We start from the raw sequence: 19,679 nt of genomic DNA, 5'->3' as shown, positions 1-19,679 counted from the left end.
ACACGCAGTGTCTGCAGGCCCGCCCGGCGTGGTGACCCTCAATTCATCCCGCGGCCGTTCCTGACCTTACACCCTTCGTTTACCGCGGCTTCTCCCGAAGTTACGCCCATTGCGGGCCGCGGATGGTTGCTGGGAGATCCCCGGAGCCCGGACGCCAGAGACGTGCGTCGGCCCCGGTCGACACTCGGAACCCAAGTCGTCGTCCGTTGCCGGAGGCGAACGGCGTCGGGGCGGGGATCGGGCGGGACGGCGTCGAGTGGTCGTGAGAGCGTCTGCGGCAGAGGGGCTTTCACGCAAGCGCTTGGCGGCGTTCGATGAACTTGGTGAAGTAGTCGATTCGATCGGGGTTGGCGAAGCTGGGCAGCGCCAGCGTCCATATTCTTTGCAGGGTGTCGAGGTAGTCCGCGGGTTTGTCGAGATTGCTGGTTCGGCGGATACCCACCCACAGTGCCACCAACATTTTGGCGATGTCTTCGGGATCGTGTTCGGCGATGACGTCGCCCTCGGCGGCCGCCTTTTGGATCAGGCTGGTGACGAACTCGATCCATGACTGCCACACCGTCGGGGGCAGGGAGGTCGGGTTGTCCAGCGTGTCGAGCAGTCGGACGCCGGCGCGCGCCACGTCGTCCTGGGTGTCTTGAGCGGCACGGGCGAAGACGAATTCGATCAGGGTTTCCAGGCCCGACATGTTGCGGTCAAGCAACTCGGCGATCGATGAACGGCTCAGCTCGGTGAGATCGTCGATGATCGTCAGCGCCAGCGCCTGCTTCGAGGGGAAGTGAAAATACATTGCCCCCTTGGTCAGTTCGGCTTCCGCCAGGATGTCGTCGAGGCTCACGACGCTGTACGGGCGGTGGGCGAACTGGCGTGAGGCGGCGGCAATGATGCGCTGACGCGTCACGTCGGCTCGCCGTTCGCCGTCCTCATTCATTGCCCCGCCTTGTCTCGTCGCGGTTGCCGCGCGAAAAACCGTCGCGGCGCGGCCAGGCAGTTCCGCGACCGAGTCAGTCCCTTCGGGGAGGGGGGCGATGGCACGCCGGGTGCGTCCACCCCTCTGGAGCGGCGTTGTGTTCGTCGAATGTCTTCCGTTGGTCTGGCCTGGTCTGATCTGGAGCTGACTTCCTGACTTTAATTGACACTTTACTTCGCGGGAAGACTCAAAGTGTGATAATTTGGCCGCTACCATGCCAAAGAGTATGAAACTTGGCTGGTCAGGTGCATCGGCGGTATCCATACACGATTGCGCCTCAGGCGTCGCGGTGACACGCCCGCCCCAGGTCGGCTTTCTTCCGTTGAGGAGGACATATGTCGGTCGTGACCAGACAACCGGATGTGGCGACGTGCGTGCCATCGAAGTCAAACGCGCCTCCACCCACCGCGGTCTTACCCGACCCACCGCGCGACGGCCCTGGCATGGACGCCAGCGCGGCGGTCGAGCGGCGGCGCACTGGAGGGCCCCAGGATTCGCCGATGGATGTCTTGAGCCGGTTGCCCGCCGTGGTGGTGCTGGAGCGGCTCCCGGTTCCTTCGCTCGCGATGGCGCGGGACGGCATCATCTTGTTCGCCAACAGGGCGTTCGCCGAGATGGTGGGTTACGAGCTGGAAGCGTTGGCGGGCTCGGTGTTTCCCGAGATGTTCCGCACCGTGCCGGCCACCTTGTGCGCGGTTGCGGGCGTCGACGCAGTCGCGAATCTGATCGTCGAGCTTCGGCATTGTGAGGGTTGGACGGTGCGGGCCAGGATGAGCCAGACGGCGATGTTGCGCCAGGCCGACCCGGTCGTGCTGGTGACGTTCGACAATTTGACGGAGCGGCTGTGGATGGACGAGCGATGAGTCGCCGCCCTGCATATGCCCCCCGCGTGCTGATTCGTTCCCAGGCATCTGCGCCGTCGTCGGCAGCGACCTGGGTGTTCTAGACCGGCGCTGCGTTTCCACAAGCGCGGGTGACGCGCTTGGCGCTGCCGTGACCCGGCTTCATGCCGTGACAGCGGCCTCAGCCACGGCTCAGTGAGCAGTCTGTGCGAAGTCTCTTCGCGGCGAGTCCGCGACACGCAAGTACTACAAGTTGACCAATTCCCTTACTAATGCTTCGATTAGTATGTATTCTGCTGAATGAAGTGCATTGCCGGTATCCACGGTCGCACCAGGCCCCGCGTAACGGCGTCCGGCCGATGGCTCGACCTGCTTCCGCTAGGAGGAGCACATGTCGTTTGTGACCACGCTGCCGGCGATGTTGTCGTCCGCAGCCGACGAACTGCAAAACATCGGCGCCGCCGTTACCGCGGGAGACGCGGCCGCGGCTGCCCCGACCACCGGGGTGATTCCCGCAGCGGCCGACGAGGTGTCGGCGCTGACGGCGGCGCACTTCACCGCGCACGGCGTCCTGTACCAGGAGGTCAGCGCCCAGGCCGCCGCGATTCGGGAGCTGTTCGTCAGCACCTTGGCGACCAGCGCCGGTTCTTACGCGGCCACCGAGGCCGCCAACGCGGCCGCGGTCCTCTGAGCTTCGCAGCGGGGTCACCATGGATTACGGGGCGTTACCGCCGGAAATCAATTCCGGGCGGATGTATGCCGGTCCGGGCGCGGGGTCGATGCTGGCCGCCGCAGCCGCCTGGAACGGGTTGGCCGCCGATCTGCGTTCCGGGGCGGCCGGCTACGACGCTGTGATCTCGGCGCTCACCGGTGGACCGTGGCTCGGCCCGTCGGCGATGGCGATGGCGGCCGCGGCCGCACCCTACGTGGCGTGGATGGGCGCGACCGCCGCGGAGGCCGAGCTCGCGGCCACTCAGGCTCAAGCGGCGGCGGCCGCCTATGCGGCGGCCTTCGCGGCGACGGTGCCGCCGCCGGAGATCGTGGCCAACCGCGCACTCCTGATGATGCTGATCGCGACCAACTTTTTCGGTCAGAACACACCGGCGATCGCGGCCACCGAGGCCCAGTACGCGGAAATGTGGGCACAGGACGCCGCGGCGATGTACGGCTATGCCGCGAGTTCGGCCGCGGCCACAGCGCCGGTGACTCCCTTCACCCCGGCGCCGCAGACCACCAACCTGGCCGGGTTGGCCGCGCAGGGGGGCGCGAGCGCCCAGTCGGCCGGCTCGGCGATTGGCGGCGCACAGCAGACGCTGTCCCAATTGACCTCGGCGATCACCGGGGCGCTGAACAGCCTCGCGTCACCCTTGTCCTCCGCGCTGGGCGGAACTTCTTCGTCGGGCGCTGCCGTGGGCCCCTTCGGCAGCCTCTTGTCCGACTCCTCGCTCGGAGGCATCGCCTCCGGCCTGATCACCTCGTACGGCGCGATGCCAGGGTGGATGGGCTTGTCGGTGATGTCGACGATGCTGGGCACCGTTTTCGGTCCCCTCATCGGTGGCCCGATGAACATCGGCTTCGCATCCGCAGCCGCGGCCAACACGGCGGCCGGCGCGGCGGGCGCGGCGGCGGGAGCGCTGGGGCCGATCGGCGCAGGCTTAGGCGGTATCCCGGGCTTGGGCGGCTTCGCGGGCCTGGGTGCGGCGACCTCGGTCGGCGGATTGGCGGTGCCGCAAAGTTGGGGTCTTGCGGCAGCGGGCGCTTCGCCGGGGATGCTCGGGACGCTGCCGATGGCTTCTCCGGCGGCGCTGCCGTTGGCGGGCGACGAAGTTGCCGCCGGACTGGGTTTCCCGGTGCCGCTCGGCGGGGTCGGCGGGCTCGGCCGAGCCGCGGCCGCGGGCGCCGGAGCCGGCGCGGCCATCGCGGCGGCCAAGTACGCGCCGCGCCTCAGATTCGTGTCGCGCCCACCAGCCGCCGGATACTCGGACGACGGGGAAACCCCGGCGGCCCCACCGCCGGCGGCGAAATACCCTGTGCCCGCGTCATTCCCGACGAATGGGCATGCGCCACCCGGGTATCAGGCGGCGGTCATCTACGTGCCGACCAACGGAAACTCGTCGGCCAACGTGTGACAGCAGCACAAATCAATTGACTCGAGGTGTCCTGGCTCGCCGCACAAGCGAACCAGCCACCGACAGAACCCCATCCAACTGAGGTAAGGAGCCAAGATGGCAACACGATTCATGACCGACCCGCACGAAATGCGGGCGATGGCGGGCCGATTCGAGGTCCACGCGCAGACCGTTGAGGACGAGGCCCGCAAGATGTGGGCGTCGTCGCTCAACATCGCCGGTGCCGGCTGGAGTGGCCAGGCCCAGGCGACCTCCTACGACACCATGGGTCAGATGAATCAGGCCTTCCGCAACATCGTCACCATGCTGCACGGTGTGCGCGACGGGCTGATCCGCGACGCGAACAACTACGAGCAGCAAGAGCAGGCTTCCCAGCAGATCCTCGGCAGCTAGCCCGAAGACGTTCTGCCCCAAAACTTTTCAACCAAGGAGACATCAACATGACAATCAATTACCAGTTTGGCGATGTGGACGCTCATGGTGCGACGATTCGCGCCCAGGCCGCGTCGTTGGAGGCCGAGCACCAGGCCATCGTTCGCGATGTGCTGGCTGCTGGTGACTTCTGGGGTGGCGCCGGTTCGGTGGCTTGCCAGGAGTTCATCACCCAGTTGGGTCGTAACTTCCAGGTGATCTACGAGCAGGCCAACGCTCACGGCCAGAAGGTGCAGACGGCGGGCAGCAACATGTCCAGCACGGACAGCGCCGTCGGGTCCAGCTGGGCCTGATACCTAAGCCGGGTTACGCGCGGACGACACGGGACCGTGATCGCCATGAGGCCATACCGCTCCCTCGTCAGCGACAACACCGCGGGGGGCGCACCCGAGATCATCGCGGCCATCGCTGCGGCGGCAGCCGGGCAGGCACCGCCCTATGGCACCGACAGTTGGACGTCCAGCGCCCGGCGCCGCTTCAGCGAGGTCTTCGACTGCGATGTCGATGTGCTCCCCGTTTCCACCGGCTCGGCGGCGAACGCGTTGAGCTTGGCCGCGCTGACCCCACCATGGGGCGGCGTGCTGTGCCACCGCGACAGCCACATCAACAACGACGAGTGCGGCGCTCCGGAATTCTTCACAGGGGGCGCCAAACTCATTGCCCTGGGCGGGGATAACGCCAAGATCGACGCCGACGAGCTGCAGGCCGCGGTGTACCGCAAGGTCGGGGACATGCACAGCGTGCAACCCGCCGTGCTGAGCCTCACCCAGTCAACCGAGACCGGCGCGGTATACACCCCCGCCGAGATCGGACGCCTGGCCTCCATCGCGAAGCGTGCGGGCCTGCGCGTCCATCTGGATGGGGCCCGCCTGGCCAACGCCGTCGCCGCGTTGGGCTGCAGCCCCGCCGAACTGACCTGGCGCGCCGGCGTGGACGTATTGTCCTTCGGCGCCATCAAGAACGGGAGCATCACCGCCGATGCGATCGTCGTGTTCGACCGCTCCCTGACCACCGAGCTGAGTTTCCGGGCCAAGCGCGCCGGACAACTCGCGGCCAAGATGCGCTTCGCCGCAGCCCAACTCGACGCCTACCTGGCCGACGACCTGTGGCTGCGAAATGCCTTGCACGCCAATGCCATGACCGCGCGGCTTTACGAGGGTCTGAATTCCATTGCCGGGGCGGGCGTTTCGGGCACGCCGGAGGCGAACATCCTCTTCTGCCGCCTGCCCCAGCAGGTCATCGACGGGCTGCTCGAGCAGGGCTACGACTTCTACCACGGCCGGTGGGAACCGGGTGTCGTCCGTTTCGTCACCTCCTTCGCCACCCCGACCCACGTGGTCGACGAACTCGTCGACGCGGTCCGCCGACTCACCGCGGCCGCAATCCAGGAAAACCGGCCGAACCGGTCTCGAACGCAGAGATCAGCCAGCGGCCGCCGATCTGAGGTGGCGTGTATGGGAAGTGTCCGATGATCGAGATGGCCATCGTCGGGCTCGGCGCGTGGGGTCTTTGCGTCCTCGAGCGCACGGTGAGCCGGGCCCGGCGGGTAAACACGCCGGTGCGGGTGCACGTGATTGAGCCCGCTCAACTCGGAGGCGGCGTCTACTCCGCCGAGCAGCCCGACTTCCTGGTGCTCAACAACGCCTGCGGCCAGCTCTCCCTCTACGTCGCCCCCGACGGGGACCCGCTGCCCCCCTACGCCGTGGGACTGCATCCGTGGGCCGTGGTCCGCGGCTACCGCTGGATGGGCTACGAATGCCGCATCGGCGCCGGGGGTGAGCCCATCCTGCCCACCGACTATCTGCCCCGGCGGTTGATGGGCGAGTACCTGGTCTGGTTCTACGACACGCTGGTGTCCTACGCCCCGCCCAACCTCGAGATCGTCCGGCACTACGCGGCGGCCGTCGACATCTCGCCGGCCCTCCACGGGCGCGAGGAGGTGCTGCTCGACAACGGCACCACCCTCACCGTCGACCACGTGGTGCTGACGTCGGGGCACACCTGGAACCACGAGCGCGGCGCCGACGGGGGCGTCCGCTACCTGCAGCCCTACCCGATCGAGTGCCTCGATCGCAGCGCTCCGGCGGGATCCTCGGTGGCCGTGGCGGGCATGGGCCTGGTCTGCTTCGATGTCCTGACCGCCCTCACGGTCGGGCGAGGCGGGACCTTCGTGGACCGGTGCGACCGGGGTGACCGCATGCGGTACGTGCCTTCGGGCAGCGAGCCGACCATCACGCTCTACTCGCGCTCGGGTGCGCCGTACTGCGCCAAGTCGGCCACGGGCGTCGACCCCTACGGCCAGTACCAGCCGGTGGTGTGCACCACCGAGGAGTTCACGGCGCTGACCAATCCGGGCGGATCGCCGATGCGGCGCCACGTGGACTTCCGGGCCGAGCTCCTCCCGCTGATCTTCGCCGAGATGCAGGCGCGCTACTACATCCAGGCCGCCTCGCGGGCCGGGGGCGACGTCGAGTCCACCGAGGTCCGCTCCGTCCTTCGGCAAGGCTGGCTCGACGGGCACTACGAAAAGGTCGTCGACGGTCTCGAGCCGCGCTACGGCCGCTTCGATCCGGCCACTCACCTCTTCGCCGGGTCGGACCGCCGCTACACCTCGGCCGGCGACTACCAGAGCCAGGTCTACGACATGATCGAGGACGACCTCACCGAGGCCCTGCTGCCCGGGGGGAGCCCCGTCAAGGCGGCCCAGGAGGTGCTGCGCATCCTCCGCGACAAGCTGCGCTCGGTCATCGAGTTCGGCGGCCTCTCGCTCGACTCCTACGTCGAATTTCAGTCCAACGTCCGGGGCCGCATCAACAGGCTGGAGGCGGGCGTGCCACCCATGCGGTCCCAGCAGTTGCTGGCGCTGCTCGACGCCGGAGTGGTGCGGATCCCGCTCGGGCCCAGCCCGGAGCTGGCCGCGTGCGGCGACGGCGTCCGCCTGAGCTCCACGGCCCTCGACGAGCCGACGACGGTGACGGCCGATGGGGTGGTGCGCGGCTACCTCGACATGCCCTCGCTGGCCCGGTCGGGCTCGCCCCTGCTGAACCGTCTCTACGCCAAGGGCAGGCTGACCCAGCTCACCTACGGCGATACGCCGGTCGGCAGCGTGGCGATCAACGAGGACTTCCACCCCTACGACACGGAGGGCCGGCTCCAGCCCAACCTCTCCTTGCTGGGCGTGCTCACCGAGGGGGTGCGCTACTTCACCCACTACCTGCCCTCACCCCGCAGCCGCCTGCGGGCCGTGTACGACGCGCAGGACTGCGTCGAGGCCGTGATCGGCTGAGCACATGACGGACTCCCCGACCGGACGACCGCGGCCGCTGGTGGCGGTCGGCTACGGGCCGCGCTGCGTCCCCGTGATGCAACTGGCCGAAGCGGCCGCCGGCCTGTGCGACCTGCTGTGGCTGATCGACACGGCAGTGCCGGGGATGGGCGAGATGGTCGATCTCCTCAACCGATTCGGCCCCGTCGTCGACCTGGAGGGCATGAGCGCGGAGCAGGCGGTCAAGATTCTGGGCGACTGGGAGCCCGACGGCATGACCACCTACCTCGACGCCGGCATGGTCGAACTGGCCCATGTGGCCGAGGGGCTCGGCCTCCCCTTCCACAGCCCGGCCACCGCCGCCGCCCTCACCGACAAGGCCCGCCAGCGCCGGGCTCTGGCCGACGCCGGCGTCGAGATCCCCCCGTGCCACCTCATCCGCCCCGACCAGTCCGAGCGCGAGCTGCGGGCCGTCGAGGCCCAGGTGGGGTGGCCCGCCGTCCTCAAACCCCGCTCGGCTCAGGGCAGCCGCTGTACCTTCCTGGCCCGCGACGGCGCCGAACTCGAGAAGCTGCTGAATGCGCTCGGCCCGGGCCGGCGCGACATGGTGCTGGAGGGCTATCTGGCCGACGATCCGGCCCGGGCCGGCGGCCCCTACGCCGGCTACGTCTCGGTCGAGAGCGTGGTGGCCGACGGCGTCGTCAGCCACCTTGCCCTGACCGGCCGCTTCCCGCCGGCCGAGAACTTCCGCGAGACGGGGTTCTTCATCCCCGCCGCGCTCGACGCGGGGAGTCGTTCGGCCGTCCTGGACCTCGCCACCCGCGCCATCGACGCCCTCGGGGTACGCACCGGGTGCCTGCACACCGAGGTCAAGTTCACCCCCGACGGCCCCCGCATCATCGAGGTCAACGGGCGGCTGGGCGGCGGTGTGCCCGAGATGCTGAAGCGCGCCGCCGGCATCAGCCTGCTCGACCTCACCCTGCGGGTGGCCCTGGGCGAGCCGGTCTGGATCGAGGGCCCCGTGGCCACCGACCGCATCGGCTACCGCTTCTTCCTCCAGCCGCCGACCGTCTCGGCCACCGTGACGTCCATCGAGGGCATCAACGACTTCAGCGACCAAGCCGGCGTGGACACGGTGAGCGTCCACCAGCGCCCGGGTGCCTCCCTCGACTGGCGGGACGGCTCCGGCAACCACATCGTCGCGGTGGTCGGCTCGGCCGACGACGAAGAGCAGTTGCAGGCGGCCTACCGGCTCCTCCACCAGGAGGTCACCGTCACCTACACCGATGTCAGGCATTGACGGCGATGGGCGTTCAACTGGCAGGGGACCTCGATCCGACCGACGGGATCGAGGGACCGGCGCGGTGGACGTGCGCCCTGGTCAACAACATGCCGGATGCCGCCTTCGGCGCTACCGAGCGACAATTCGTGGGGCTTCTGGGCGCCGGGTCCGGGTCTGACACGGTCGCCGTCACCCGTCACACCATGGTCGGGGTGCCGCGGGGGGAGCGGATCCGCGCCCGCATCGCCGCCGATTACCGACCCCTCGAGGACATCATTTCGAACCCCCCCGACCTGCTGATCGTGACCGGCTCCAACCCGATCGAGTCCCGCATCGAGGACGAGCCCTACTGGTCCGATCTGCACGGCCTGCTGAAGTGGGGGAGCGAGAATGTGCCCGCCATGGTGCTGTCCTGCCTGTCGGCCCATGCCGCCCTGGCGGTCTTCGACGGCATCGAACGGACCACCCTGCCGGTCAAGTGCACGGGCGTCTTCGCCCAGGAGGCCGACCGGTCCCACCCCCTGGCAGCCGGCTTGGACGGTCCCCTAGTCCTGCCCCATTCGCGGCTCAACGCCGTGCCCGCCGAGACGGTGGCGGCCGCCGGCTACGCGGTGGCATTGCAGTCGGCCGAGGTGGGGTGGAGCGTGGTCACCAAGACGGTGGGGATTTCCCAGGTGGTGCTGTTTCAGGCGCATCCCGAGTACGACCCGTCGAGCCTGGTGCGCGAGTACGGTCGGGACGTGCGGCGCTACGCCGCCCGCGAGCACGACGAATTGCCCTGCCTCCCAAGGGATTGCGTAACCGGCCCGGACTGGGATGGTCTTCGCCGGCTGCACGAGCGGGTGATAGGTGGCGAACGAGACCCGGCCCTGGTGGCTGCTTTCCCCTTCGACGAGATCGGCGCCCGCGCCCCATGGCGGTGGCGGGGTGCGGCCCTGTGTATGTACGCCAACCTGTTGGCGACGATCTGAGAAGAGGAGCGCGGAGAGGATGCACGACGAAACCATCGCAATCCACGGCGGCTATACCCCCGACGGGACGCGGGCCGTAGCCGTCCCCATCTACCAGACGGTGGCCCACGACTTCATCAGCGCCGAGCACGCGGGTGCCGTGCTCGACCTAGAGACGCCGGGCTTCCACTACAACCGGCTCAACAACCCGACACTCGACGTCCTCGAGCAGCGCATCTGCGCCCTGGAAGGGGGGACGGCGGCCCTGGTGGTGGCGTCGGGCATGGCCGCCGTCAGTTACGCCATCCTGACGGTGGCCACTGCCGGCTCGAACATCGTCGTCGCCCCCCAGCTCTACGGGGCCACCTTCACCTACTTCGCCCACGTGCTGCCCACCCTGGGGATCAAGGCCCGCTTCGCCGCCGACGACCGGGCAGAGTCGATCGCCCGCCTCATCGACGACGACACCCGAGCCGTCTTCTGCGAGACCATCGGCAACCCGGCGGGCAACATCGTCGACCTCGAGGCCGTCGCCGCGGTGGCGCACGCGGCGGGCGTGCCGTTCATTGTGGACAACACGGTGGCCACGCCGCTGGTGCTCAAGCCCATCGAGCACGGGGCCGATGTGGTCGTCCACTCGCTGACCAAGTTTGTGGGCGGCCACGGCACCACCCTCGGCGGGGCCATCGTGGACGGCGGCCGGTTCCCGTGGGCCGACCATCCCCACCGCTTCCCCCTGTTCAACCGGCCCGAGCCCGCCTTTCACGGCGTCGTCTTCGCCCGCGACTTCCCCGACCGGCCGTTCGCCGTGCGGGCCCGCTCCATCCAGCTGCGCAACAGCGGCGCCACCCTGTCGCCCTTCAACGCGTTCATGCTGCTGCAGGGCCTCGAGACGATGGCCGTGCGGCTCGAGCGCCACGAAGCCAACGCGCGGGCGGTGGCCGACTACCTGGCCGCCGACGACCGCGTGGCCTGGGTGAGCTTCGCCGGCTTTCCCGACCACCCCTACCACAATCTCGTCGGGCGCTACCTGCACGGGCGCGTGCCGTCCATCGTCACCTTCGGGGCCGAGGGCGGCTACGAGGCGGGACTGGCCTTCTTCGATGCCCTCCAGCTCGTCAAGCGGCTGCTCAATCTGGGCGACGCCAAGACCCTGGCCATCCATCCGGCCTCGACCACCCACCGCCAGCTGTCCGAGGCGGAACTGGTGAAGGCCGGCATCCGGCCGGAGACGATCCGCCTGTCGATCGGGATCGAGCACATCGACGACATCATCGCCGACATCGATCAGGCGCTGGACAAGGCGATGGCCGGCTGATCAGCTGGGGTCGAACTGCCGGCACTTTCCCCTCGACAGCCGCTCGATGAATTCCACCTCGCGCACCCGGACATCCGAGGTCGGCCCGCCGTGCTGGCGGAGCACGTCGACCAGGTCGGTCTGCAGGCGCTGCAGGTCGGAGGAACCGTCCGTCACCACCGACACGTCGAGACCGTGCTGCGCCTTGCCGATTGAGAAGTTGGCGACACCGGGGGTGGCCACGACGGCTTGCTCGACGGCGGCGCGCGGCACCCGAGCACCGCCCTCGTATTCGAAGGCTCCGTTGATCCGGCCGTTGACCGAGAGGATGCGGCGATGGGCGCAACCGCACGGACAGGGTTCGTCGGACATCGTCACGGCGTCGACCATGTCGTAGCGGATCAGCGGTTGGTCCAGGTTGAACAGGTTGGTCAGCAGCATCCGATCCGCGGGTTGCCCGAATGGCACGACGTTGCCGTCGGCATCCGCCGGTTCGAGAATGACCAAATCGTCCGCGACGTGCATGCCCTCTCCGACGCCGCATGGAAAGGCGTAGGTCCCCTCCGAGCAGCCCCAGAACTCCGAGGCCTCGATCCCCCACGCGGCGCGAACCGCCTCTCGCACCGGCGGGGTGCAGAGCTCCCCGGCGACGCTCACCCAGGTCGGTTCGATGGTGAGCCGCCCTTTCATCGCCTCCAGGGCCAGCTCGCGGATGAGGCTCGGCCACCCTTGCAGCGCCTGCACCGCGGGACGGGCGTTGTTGAGGCGGTCGACGATCTTGTCCAGGGGGAGCGTGGCATCGCAGCAGTGCGAGGTGGGTCCGCCGCTCTCAAAGGTGCTGAAGGCGTAGAAGATCCCGGATTCGTGCTTGGGGCTGCAACTGAAGCACTGCGCCAGCACCGCGTCCGGGTCCTCGCCGCGTCGCCCGGTCCAGCGCGAGCCTTGCATTACGAAGGTGACGAACGCGTCCCAGCCGTAGACGTGGAGTGACGGGGCTTGGACATACCCCGAGGTGATGATCGCCCGGTACTGGCCGTCGAGGTAGCCGTCCCCGCTCAACTCGTCGAGGTGCTGTTGGACCCGGGCACGCGTCAATCCGGGGACGGTGACCAGCCGGTCGAACTCCTCCATCATTTCGGCCTTGGTCAGGATCGGCAGGGAGGGGAGGTCGGCCTCGGTGAAATTCGCCAGATCGTGCCCCGCCAGTCGTTCCCGCCAGAACGGCGAATGTTCGGCGGCGTGCACGAGTAGCTCACGAAGCCGCCGTTCGCGCTCTGCGGCGAGCCGCCCGGCGTCCCAGCGCAGCCGGCGGACGCCCTGCAGGTACGTATCTTGCAATTGGGCACGCTGGCGGCGGACCAGCTGTTCGTACGTTTCCCCCGAGGCCGTGCCAGTTGCCCTCGCCTCCACGCGGCGATCGTAGCCCAGGCAGCGGGTCTTAATGCCGTAGTCAGCCCATTTCCATATAAACGAGTTGCTAGGACGGCTCAGCCCCCGGTGTTCGGCGGAGACAGGCCGGCCTCCTTCAGCAGCCGTCGCTCGTCCACCTTGCTGGACGACGTCAGGGGCAGGTCGGCCACCAAGACGAATTGGTCGGGCAGCATCGTTTCCGGGAGCCGTTCGCTGGCGGCCGAGCGGACGGCGACAGGGGTGAGTTCGCCGTCCGGCACCACGAACGCGACGACTCCCAGGTCCCCCTGCAGGTCGAAGGTCGTGCACGCCGCCGATGCCACCCCGTTCAGACCACCGAGCGCCTCGGTCACCTCGACCAGGGACAACCGCACGCCGTGTCGCTTGATGACGCGGTCGGAACGCCCCATATATATGTAGTTGCCCCGGTCGTCGCGGAAGGCGAGGTCACCGGTGCGGTAGACGGTGGCTCCCTCGACGACGTCCGTCCGCAGCGCCGCCGCGCTCAGCAGCGGGTCGTTCAGATACCCGGCCATCAGCTGCAGCCCGCCGATGTACAGCTCGCCGACCGCTCCGGTGCGATCGATCAGGCCGCCGCGCTCGTCAACAAGGTGAAACGAGCTCCCGACGTGCGGATGACCGATCGGTACCGGTCCCGCGTCGAGCAACTCGGGCGTCAGTTCCAGATGCGCGACGGCGATCGTCGTCTCGGTCGGGCCGTACCGGTTCACCACCCGCAGCCCCGGGCTGGCGGCCCATACCGCCCTGATGTCGGCGCTGGACGGCGCCTCGCCGCCCAAGGCGATCACCCTGAGCCCGGTGTCGGCCAACCGGTCCAGCCGGCCGCTGGCCCGGAGCAAGCGGAGGTAGCTGGGGGAGAAGCTGGTCGCCGTGATCCCCTCGTCGGCGACGATCGAAAAGAACCTGCGGGGGAACAGCAGGGCCTCGCGGTCGGGAATGACGAGCGGGACGCCCCGCACGAGCGGGGGAAACATGGCGGAGAACGACCCGTCGAAGTGCACGGGCGAAACGCACAGGCACCGGTCGTCCGCGCTGAGTCCCACGGCGTCGGCGCACGCCTGGACCGCGGTGTAGAAGGCCCCCGGGGGGATCTGGACTCCCTTGGGAGTGCCGGTCGTCCCCGACGTATAGATGATGTAGGAAACGGGGCCGATCACCGGTTCTGGCGCGGGCCCGTCCGCGGCGCTCAACTCCGAAAGGGAGGTCCACGGCGTGCCGGCCGGAAGTCCCCCCGGGGGCGCCGTTTCGTCAGGGCCGACGGTGATCACCTGCGCGGGCCGGCAGTCGCTGACGATCTGCTCGCGGCGGATGTCCGGGTCGGTGACGGCCAGCGGCACAAACGTGACCCCGGCCCACAGGCAGCCCAGCGCCGCCACCACGAAGTCCACCGAGTTACCGATCAACAGTGCGGCCCGATCCCCCGGCTCGACGCCTTTCCGAAGCAAGCCGGCGGCGACCGCCCCGGCCGCGGCGCTCAATTCGCCCCGGGTCAACGCGCGATCCAAGTCCTTGACGGCGGGCACATCCGGGGCCCGTTCGGCGTGGTCCAGCACCGCACCGAGCACGTCGCGTCCTGTCACGCCTTCTCGCGGCTGCTGCACGCTCGCTATTCTCGCTCACCCGCGCAGGTCACGAAGCATGACGCGAAAACTCCTGTCGTCCAGCCGCGCTCGGCTTCCGCGGCCGCGGATTGCCGCAGTATGTCAATATGAACGACGTGAGCGTCCGCACGATCGCTCGTTTCCTCGCCGCCGCGCTTCTGACCACCGGCGCGGTGCAAAACGCCGTGATCGGCATGCCTTCGACCGCCGCCGCGGCGCCATGCCCCGACATCGAGGTGGTGTTTGCTCGCGGCAGCGATGACCCACCAGGGCTCGGCGTGATCGGGCAGACGTTCGTCGATACGCTGCGTCCGCAGCTGGTGGGGAAATCCGTCGCCGTGTACGCGGTCGACTACCCTGCGACCAGCAAGAGCAGCGAATTGGCCAGCTCCGCGTCCGCGGGCGCCAAAGATGCGAGCGCCTACGTCCAGTCCACGGCGGCGAACTGTTCGGACACCAGGATGGTGCTCGGTGGATACTCCCTGGGCGCGGCCGTGATAGACCTCATCACCGCGGCGGGTGCGCCACCCGCGGGCTACGTTCCCGCGCCGATGCCGCCGGACGTGGCCCGCCACGTGGCCGCGGTCGCCGTCTTCGGAAATCCGTGGGACAAATCGCTGCGAGCACCGCTGACCGCGATCAGCCCGCTGTATGGGGCGAAGACCATCGACCTGTGCAACCCCGGAGATCCGATCTGCTCCGACGGCACGGATTCGTCGGCGCACGTCGGCTATGTGCAGTCCGGGATGGTCAATCAGGCGGCGAACTTTGTCGCGGGGCGGATCTAGCCGACCGGCGGGCCTTCAGGCGCGGCCCATCATCCAGCGGGGCCGGGACCACAGCTGCCAGTACTCGACGACCTGGTAGCCAAGCCCCCGGTACAGGCGCTCGCCGGGCGGTGAAGACTGCAGCAGCGAACCCCGGATCCCCGCGTCGAACTGGGACCGCAGCACGGCGGCCAGCAGCCGCCGTCCATAGCCCTTCCCCTGGTCGCGTGGCCGGGTGGCCATCGACCAAACCACCAGCAGCCCGTCCTCGGTGGCCCCGGTGAACATGGACACCATGCGGTCACCCTCAAAAATGCCCCACGCCCCGAGGTCCGGGTCTTGCGCGGCTTGGACGGGGATGGCCACCGCGGTTGCTGCGTCGGACATGCTGTAGGTATCGGCCAGCAAGGCGCGGGCCTCGGGGAGCTCCTCCTCGGTCAGGGCACGCACACCGGCCCCGTCGACGTCTGGCGGGTCGGAACCCTCGAGCAGCATCAGGGGAAGGGCCTCCACCACCGCCCAGCCGGCGTCGATCAGCTTCTGGGCGGTGGCCAGGCCGGGTCCGGCCAGCATGACGATGCCGGGCTTCTTGAGGTCGAGCAGCGGCTGGAGGCAGTGCTCGACCAGCACGTCGTTGTCGGACGACTGGCAACAGGCCACGTTGTAGTCAACGCTGATCTCGCCGCTGAAGGCCGTCCACCATTCTGGTTCCACGGTGTGATGGGCCGGCGCGGACCACAGGCGGGCGGCGGCGCCGAGGTGCCGCCTCAATTCCATCGCAGTCCGCGCCATGGCCGTCGATGCTAACGGGACACGCCATTAATTGCTCGTCGTCCGCGCTCGCTGTACGGCCAGAGCAACGTCTTCGCGCCCGTTCGTGATTAGACCCGAGACCACGCCGTCGATGTCGGCGGCCGATCGATTTTGGCTGAGCTTGAATTTGGCCTCGATCCGGGTGATCGACAATTCCACCCCCACGATGGCGCGCAATTGAGCCTCGATGAACTCTCGCGGCGCGTCGTCGACGGACCATGATTGCGGTCGCCCGGCCTCGTGGCGACCGGTCAGATCACGCACATTTTGTTCGACCCAGGCGGGGTCGTCGTGGACGCTGAGTCGCCCGTAGACGTGCGCGGTGACGTAGTTCCACGTGGGCACCACACGCCCGTGCTCCGCCTTGCTCGCGTACCAGGCCGGGGAGATGTACGCATCGGGTCCCCGCACGATGACCAGGGCCTCGCCGACCACCGGGCGCCGCCACTGGTCGTTGTTGCGCGCGAGATGCCCCCGAAGCGCCCCAGCGCCCCGGTCATACACGAACGGCAGCATGGTGGCGACGACACCCTCCGGTGTTGCGGTGATCAGGTCCGCTGCTCCGTGGTGCGTGAGCAGGTCGTCGACGGCCTGCTCGTCGGCGGCGAAATGGGCCGGGATGTACATGTCGTCAAGTATGTCGGCCGCGCTTGATGGCCACTACCGCCGCTGCGCGGGGCAAAATACCGCAGCGAGGCGACTGACGCATTCACATTCAGTTTTTTTGCGGCCGACTGGATTTCTGATGCGGATGCGGAACTTTCCGGATAACGCGGTCACGTTTGCGGCGGTACAGTACGACACTGGCTAACAGGTTGCATTACGGCAGAAATTGGGAGGGCCAGCGCGATGCAGGACCGAATCCGTGACGTCTTAGCTGCTCATGGTCGGATGGCGGTCGATCCGCGTGAGGTGGACGAGCAGGCCGACCTGTACGAGCTGGGCCTGACGTCGCACGCGTCGGTCAATGTCATGCTCGCGCTCGAGGACGCGTTCGGCGTCGAGTTCCCCGACGAAGTGCTCAAGAAGTCCACCTTCGCCTCCATAAGCAGCATCGAGCGGGTCGTCGACGGCCTGGTCAACTCGTCTTCGTGACGTGCTGAGTGCATGATCAACGTGCCGGGCGAGCTTGACGGGCGCCGCGTGCGCACCGGATGCGACGTCGTGGCCATTGCGGATGTCCGGGACTCGCTGGCGGCGTTCGGGGATCGGTACCTGCACAAGGTTTTTACGGCGAGCGAGATCGACGACTGCCAAGGCCGCGAACGGGTGCCCGGTCTGGCGGCCCGGTTCGCGGCCAAGGAAGCGGTGATCAAGGCGTTCGGGGAACCCGACATGCCCTTTCCGCTGCGCGAGATCGAGGTGACGCATGACGGTCCCCTGCCGCTACTGCGCCTGAGCGGAACGCTCGCCGTGCGGGCGCAACGGCAGGGCTGGCTCAGCTCGTCTTTGTCCCTTTCGCACGCCGATTGCCACGCGATGGCCGTCGTTGTCGTGGTCTGCAGGGCGGCCGAGGCCGGCTAGGAACTTCGGGCATGCGCGGCCCCCTTGGGGGGCAATGCGTTACGGGACCTGCGTGAATTTGACGCTGCTGGTCAACCTGTACCCCAGCGGGCGGCCGCACGCCGTGCTTTTGCCGGTAAGTTGCACCGTGCCCGCTAGGGTGCTCGGATCCCACACGTAGTGGGCGTCTTCGGCCCGGTAAACCGTAATGTCGTTGCGACACAACGCATTATTCGTGGTGTCCAGCGTCCATTGTCCGTTGGCCAACTGGGCCCGCCCCCACGGTTGAACCGAAGCGCAGCCGTCACCGCATGGAGTGAAGTACCAATCGTCGGTGGTGGTTTGGCCGGTGATGGTGTTGGAGACGGTCACGACGTAGTGCCCGTTCATCACCGGAGTGGCCGACGCGGGAGGAGCGGGTCCCAGAGCAATGCCGGCGAACACGGCGGCTGCGGCGAGAACCGGTGCGGTGGCCATGGTTTCGTTCTCCCATTCGAGTTGATCGATCAGCGAGTCGGGCAAGCGGCCTCTACCGGCAACACCGCGCCGCGGATCGCGGTCAAGATCGCCGGGTGATGGGCGACATGATCGCCGGTGGGTGCGGCGATCAGGCGGGTCGGTCGCGACGTCCGGTGTAGCCGCTCGAGGGCTGCCCGACCGCCTTTGGCGGCGAACGCCTCCGCGTCCTCGGGCGAGGCGATCAGCGTCACGTCGGTTCCGCGGCGGGCGAGCGTCGTCAGCACCGGCTCCGGCAGCCACACCAGTCCAATCCAGCTCAAAAACCGCAAGACGTGTCGCGGGAGGTATTGGTGCATAAGGCGTTTCGCCGGTTCCCGGGCCGGGTTGAGCAGCCCTCTGAGGCGCTTTGTCTTGGCTTCGGACGGGCCGGTGGCCGTGTCAACGGCCGCGTTGGCGCGGCGCGCTTTCTCGCGGCCGATCCACTGCATGAACAAGGCGGGGGTGACGCGCCAGTTCCACATCACTAGGTTGACCAGGATCGCCGACTGCGCACCGATGCTGCGGGCGGCATGGGCGGCGTACCACGAGCCGGAGCAGATCCCGACCAGCTTGAGTTCGCCGGCGCCTTGGCGCGCATGCCTGGCCACCGCTATCGAATCGGCGATGTCGGCCTTGGAGTAGATGTCGCGCCAAGGGCCCCGGGTGATGTCGCCCGACAAGCCCTGTCCCGCGGGGTCCCAGCGCACCGCCTGCGCCCCGGTCGCCGCGATGCGACGGGACAGTTCGACCCACTCCCGGGCGGGTCCCACGTGCAAGTCGTGGCCGGTCACGAAGAACAACACGGTGCCTGTCGGCGACGGATCGGGGTGCCGGGGCAGCGTGCGGATGGCGAATAGCCCGTTCGGCTCGATTCGTTCGATGCGCTCGACAACGTCTACCCCATCGGGCCCATCAGCCGGCACCGTCGCCGTTGTCCGGTATCGGGGTGCGGCGCGACGGGTGCGGGTGGGACTGTTCGTGTCGATCCACTCCGTGATCGCATCGACCGCGGTGAAGGGGATCGGCAACATGTAATCCCGCGGGCTCGGCCCGGCGGATTCGCGCAGGCCGACGGTGATGACCGAATCGACTCCCGGCGCCGACGCGAGGGCCGTGATGCGCCGGTCGGTCTCGTCCGGTCGCCCCACCAGAAGCATGCGGTCGACGCCCAGGGCACCGACCGGATCGGCACGGATCTGCAACGCGGCGAATTCCGCGGCGGCGCGGTCGCTCAACCGCCCTCCGACGATCGACACTTCACCGGGCGTGGCAGCGTCCTCGCCGACCGACAGCCGGAACAGCGTCGCGTGTTCCCGGAGGTAGCGCCTGCCCGTTCCGGCGGGATCGAGGTAGACCACGCGGTTGGGCGGGTGCGATTGGCCGGCAAGGTATTCGTCGAGGAGCAGGCACCCGGCACGGATGCCGACAGCCGTCGTCGATTCGGCGCCGATCAGCGCGAGGTAGTCGAGCGCGTGGCCCACGCTGGCCACCCAGTTGGCCACCGCGTCGTCACGGGCCTGCGCGTAGGACGAATTTCCCGAGCCCAGGTAGTCGAAGTGCAGCACAGCGACGCCGCGGTGCGCCAAGCCGTCGCCGAGGATCCGGTGCAGGCGGACGCTGTCCATCCCGTCCTTGCCCAGCGAGCCACAGATCACTACACCGCCGCTGATCTGGTTGTCGGCCGGCAGATGGAGCACGCCGAACAGTGGCGAATCAGCTGGTCCGAAGAAGGTCGGGACTTCGGTCGCCGACGGCGTGTCGCGCCGCCTGGACGCCGGGTTGGTGGTTGCGCGGACGTCGTCGGAAGCGGTTGCTAGCGTTTCGTGGGCGGTCGAACCCGGCATGGCGAAATTATACTGTAGGTTTGTATTTTAGCCAGAAAAACTGTCGTCCGGTCTG

At 68.3% G+C, this 19,679-nt stretch carries 20 protein-coding genes; 13 read left to right on the top strand and 7 right to left on the bottom strand.

What is annotated here, in order from left to right; translation table 11 throughout:
• Positions 1–289: 289 nt before the first annotated feature.
• Positions 290–931 (bottom strand): TetR family transcriptional regulator, encoded by a 642-nt coding sequence (locus AC5Y4S_RS12990; protein ID WP_068104255.1) that lies wholly within the window; start codon positions 929–931, stop codon positions 290–292.
• Between the two features lie 539 nt (positions 932–1,470).
• On the opposite strand from AC5Y4S_RS12990, the gene AC5Y4S_RS12985 reads away from it, so the two are divergent.
• From AC5Y4S_RS12985 to AC5Y4S_RS12940, 10 genes are all read left to right on the top strand, one after another.
• Entirely contained in the window at positions 1,471–1,833 is a 363-nt protein-coding gene (locus AC5Y4S_RS12985) for a PAS domain-containing protein (protein ID WP_500033140.1), read from the top strand.
• A gap of 370 nt (positions 1,834–2,203) precedes the next feature.
• On the top strand, positions 2,204–2,503 hold the full coding sequence (locus tag AC5Y4S_RS12980) for a PE family protein (RefSeq protein ID WP_068137678.1): 300 nt from the start codon (positions 2,204–2,206) through the stop codon (positions 2,501–2,503).
• Between the two features lie 19 nt (positions 2,504–2,522).
• Positions 2,523–3,941, top strand: coding sequence for a PPE family protein (locus AC5Y4S_RS12975; RefSeq protein WP_500033139.1), 1,419 nt, complete (start codon positions 2,523–2,525; stop codon positions 3,939–3,941).
• A gap of 96 nt (positions 3,942–4,037) precedes the next feature.
• Positions 4,038–4,334: a WXG100 family type VII secretion target gene (locus tag AC5Y4S_RS12970; protein ID WP_500033138.1), complete on the top strand. Its 297-nt coding sequence runs from the start codon at positions 4,038–4,040 to the stop codon at positions 4,332–4,334.
• Between the two features lie 47 nt (positions 4,335–4,381).
• Entirely contained in the window at positions 4,382–4,666 is a 285-nt protein-coding gene (locus tag AC5Y4S_RS12965) for a WXG100 family type VII secretion target (RefSeq protein ID WP_067004763.1), read from the top strand.
• Between the two features lie 45 nt (positions 4,667–4,711).
• Positions 4,712–5,845 carry a threonine aldolase family protein gene (locus AC5Y4S_RS12960; protein ID WP_500033137.1) on the top strand — a complete coding sequence of 378 codons (1,134 nt, stop codon included), beginning with the start codon at positions 4,712–4,714 and terminating at the stop codon, positions 5,843–5,845.
• Positions 5,842–7,659 carry an FAD/NAD(P)-binding protein gene (locus tag AC5Y4S_RS12955; protein ID WP_500033136.1) on the top strand — a complete coding sequence of 606 codons (1,818 nt, stop codon included), beginning with the start codon at positions 5,842–5,844 and terminating at the stop codon, positions 7,657–7,659. Before AC5Y4S_RS12960 ends, AC5Y4S_RS12955 begins: the two co-directional genes overlap by 4 nt.
• Positions 7,660–7,663: 4 nt before the next feature.
• Positions 7,664–8,938, top strand: coding sequence for an ATP-grasp domain-containing protein (locus AC5Y4S_RS12950; RefSeq protein ID WP_500033135.1), 1,275 nt, complete (start codon positions 7,664–7,666; stop codon positions 8,936–8,938).
• A 5-nt stretch (positions 8,939–8,943) separates the two neighbouring features.
• Positions 8,944–9,891, top strand: coding sequence for a homoserine O-acetyltransferase/O-succinyltransferase family protein (locus tag AC5Y4S_RS12945; protein ID WP_500033134.1), 948 nt, complete (start codon positions 8,944–8,946; stop codon positions 9,889–9,891).
• A 19-nt stretch (positions 9,892–9,910) separates the two neighbouring features.
• A complete protein-coding gene (locus AC5Y4S_RS12940) occupies positions 9,911–11,188 on the top strand; it encodes an O-acetylhomoserine aminocarboxypropyltransferase/cysteine synthase family protein (RefSeq protein WP_500033133.1) in 1,278 nt (425 codons plus the stop codon).
• Here AC5Y4S_RS12940 and AC5Y4S_RS12935 read toward each other — a convergent pair whose 3' ends face one another.
• Together AC5Y4S_RS12935 and AC5Y4S_RS12930 are read right to left on the bottom strand one after the other, a co-directional pair.
• Positions 11,189–12,577: a phenylacetate--CoA ligase family protein gene (locus AC5Y4S_RS12935; RefSeq protein WP_500033132.1), complete on the bottom strand. Its 1,389-nt coding sequence runs from the start codon at positions 12,575–12,577 to the stop codon at positions 11,189–11,191.
• A gap of 77 nt (positions 12,578–12,654) precedes the next feature.
• Positions 12,655–14,199 (bottom strand): AMP-binding protein, encoded by a 1,545-nt coding sequence (locus AC5Y4S_RS12930; protein ID WP_500033131.1) that lies wholly within the window; start codon positions 14,197–14,199, stop codon positions 12,655–12,657.
• 107 nt (positions 14,200–14,306) lie between these two features.
• On the opposite strand from AC5Y4S_RS12930, the gene AC5Y4S_RS12925 reads away from it, so the two are divergent.
• Positions 14,307–14,987, top strand: a complete 681-nt coding sequence (locus tag AC5Y4S_RS12925; protein WP_500033130.1) for a cutinase family protein — start codon at positions 14,307–14,309, stop codon at positions 14,985–14,987.
• 15 nt (positions 14,988–15,002) lie between these two features.
• Here AC5Y4S_RS12925 and AC5Y4S_RS12920 read toward each other — a convergent pair whose 3' ends face one another.
• Both AC5Y4S_RS12920 and AC5Y4S_RS12915 read right to left on the bottom strand, forming a co-directional pair.
• Complete coding sequence (locus AC5Y4S_RS12920; RefSeq protein ID WP_500033129.1) at positions 15,003–15,758, bottom strand: GNAT family N-acetyltransferase; 756 nt, start codon at positions 15,756–15,758, stop codon at positions 15,003–15,005.
• 27 nt (positions 15,759–15,785) lie between these two features.
• Positions 15,786–16,406: an FMN-binding negative transcriptional regulator gene (locus tag AC5Y4S_RS12915; protein WP_500033128.1), complete on the bottom strand. Its 621-nt coding sequence runs from the start codon at positions 16,404–16,406 to the stop codon at positions 15,786–15,788.
• A 222-nt stretch (positions 16,407–16,628) separates the two neighbouring features.
• Here AC5Y4S_RS12915 and AC5Y4S_RS12910 point away from each other — a divergent pair, with 222 nt between their 5' ends.
• Both AC5Y4S_RS12910 and AC5Y4S_RS12905 read left to right on the top strand, forming a co-directional pair.
• On the top strand, positions 16,629–16,874 hold the full coding sequence (locus AC5Y4S_RS12910; RefSeq protein WP_500033127.1) for an acyl carrier protein: 246 nt from the start codon (positions 16,629–16,631) through the stop codon (positions 16,872–16,874).
• A 12-nt stretch (positions 16,875–16,886) separates the two neighbouring features.
• A complete protein-coding gene (locus AC5Y4S_RS12905) occupies positions 16,887–17,303 on the top strand; it encodes a holo-ACP synthase (RefSeq protein ID WP_500033126.1) in 417 nt (138 codons plus the stop codon).
• Between the two features lie 39 nt (positions 17,304–17,342).
• Here AC5Y4S_RS12905 and AC5Y4S_RS12900 read toward each other — a convergent pair whose 3' ends face one another.
• On the bottom strand, positions 17,343–17,804 hold the full coding sequence (locus tag AC5Y4S_RS12900) for a hypothetical protein (protein WP_500033125.1): 462 nt from the start codon (positions 17,802–17,804) through the stop codon (positions 17,343–17,345).
• Entirely contained in the window at positions 17,789–19,624 is a 1,836-nt protein-coding gene (locus tag AC5Y4S_RS12895; protein WP_500033124.1) for an alpha/beta hydrolase family protein, read from the bottom strand. The genes AC5Y4S_RS12900 and AC5Y4S_RS12895 overlap by 16 nt, the downstream gene beginning before the upstream one ends.
• Between the last annotated feature and the right edge of the window lie 55 nt (positions 19,625–19,679).

This window comes from Mycobacterium sp. NGS64, assembly GCF_059812245.1.
Note: the sequence above shows the minus strand (reverse complement) of the source record. Positions and strands in the feature narration are given on the sequence as shown.

What these genes read in the sequence shown, in the direction of transcription:
- AC5Y4S_RS12990 (WP_068104255.1), bottom strand. Translation starts at nt 931, where the DNA reads ATGAATGAGGACGGCGAACGGCGAGCCGACGTGACGCGTCAGCGCATC.
- AC5Y4S_RS12985 (WP_500033140.1), top strand. Translation starts at nt 1,471, where the DNA reads ATGGATGTCTTGAGCCGGTTGCCCGCCGTGGTGGTGCTGGAGCGGCTC.
- AC5Y4S_RS12980 (WP_068137678.1), top strand. Translation starts at nt 2,204, where the DNA reads ATGTCGTTTGTGACCACGCTGCCGGCGATGTTGTCGTCCGCAGCCGAC.
- AC5Y4S_RS12975 (WP_500033139.1), top strand. Translation starts at nt 2,523, where the DNA reads ATGGATTACGGGGCGTTACCGCCGGAAATCAATTCCGGGCGGATGTAT.
- AC5Y4S_RS12970 (WP_500033138.1), top strand. Translation starts at nt 4,038, where the DNA reads ATGGCAACACGATTCATGACCGACCCGCACGAAATGCGGGCGATGGCG.
- AC5Y4S_RS12965 (WP_067004763.1), top strand. Translation starts at nt 4,382, where the DNA reads ATGACAATCAATTACCAGTTTGGCGATGTGGACGCTCATGGTGCGACG.
- AC5Y4S_RS12960 (WP_500033137.1), top strand. Translation starts at nt 4,712, where the DNA reads ATGAGGCCATACCGCTCCCTCGTCAGCGACAACACCGCGGGGGGCGCA.
- AC5Y4S_RS12955 (WP_500033136.1), top strand. Translation starts at nt 5,842, where the DNA reads ATGATCGAGATGGCCATCGTCGGGCTCGGCGCGTGGGGTCTTTGCGTC.
- AC5Y4S_RS12950 (WP_500033135.1), top strand. Translation starts at nt 7,664, where the DNA reads ATGACGGACTCCCCGACCGGACGACCGCGGCCGCTGGTGGCGGTCGGC.
- AC5Y4S_RS12945 (WP_500033134.1), top strand. Translation starts at nt 8,944, where the DNA reads ATGGGCGTTCAACTGGCAGGGGACCTCGATCCGACCGACGGGATCGAG.
- AC5Y4S_RS12940 (WP_500033133.1), top strand. Translation starts at nt 9,911, where the DNA reads ATGCACGACGAAACCATCGCAATCCACGGCGGCTATACCCCCGACGGG.
- AC5Y4S_RS12925 (WP_500033130.1), top strand. Translation starts at nt 14,307, where the DNA reads ATGAACGACGTGAGCGTCCGCACGATCGCTCGTTTCCTCGCCGCCGCG.
- AC5Y4S_RS12920 (WP_500033129.1), bottom strand. Translation starts at nt 15,758, where the DNA reads ATGGCGCGGACTGCGATGGAATTGAGGCGGCACCTCGGCGCCGCCGCC.
- AC5Y4S_RS12915 (WP_500033128.1), bottom strand. Translation starts at nt 16,406, where the DNA reads ATGTACATCCCGGCCCATTTCGCCGCCGACGAGCAGGCCGTCGACGAC.
- AC5Y4S_RS12910 (WP_500033127.1), top strand. Translation starts at nt 16,629, where the DNA reads ATGCAGGACCGAATCCGTGACGTCTTAGCTGCTCATGGTCGGATGGCG.
- AC5Y4S_RS12905 (WP_500033126.1), top strand. Translation starts at nt 16,887, where the DNA reads ATGATCAACGTGCCGGGCGAGCTTGACGGGCGCCGCGTGCGCACCGGA.
- AC5Y4S_RS12895 (WP_500033124.1), bottom strand. Translation starts at nt 19,624, where the DNA reads ATGCCGGGTTCGACCGCCCACGAAACGCTAGCAACCGCTTCCGACGAC.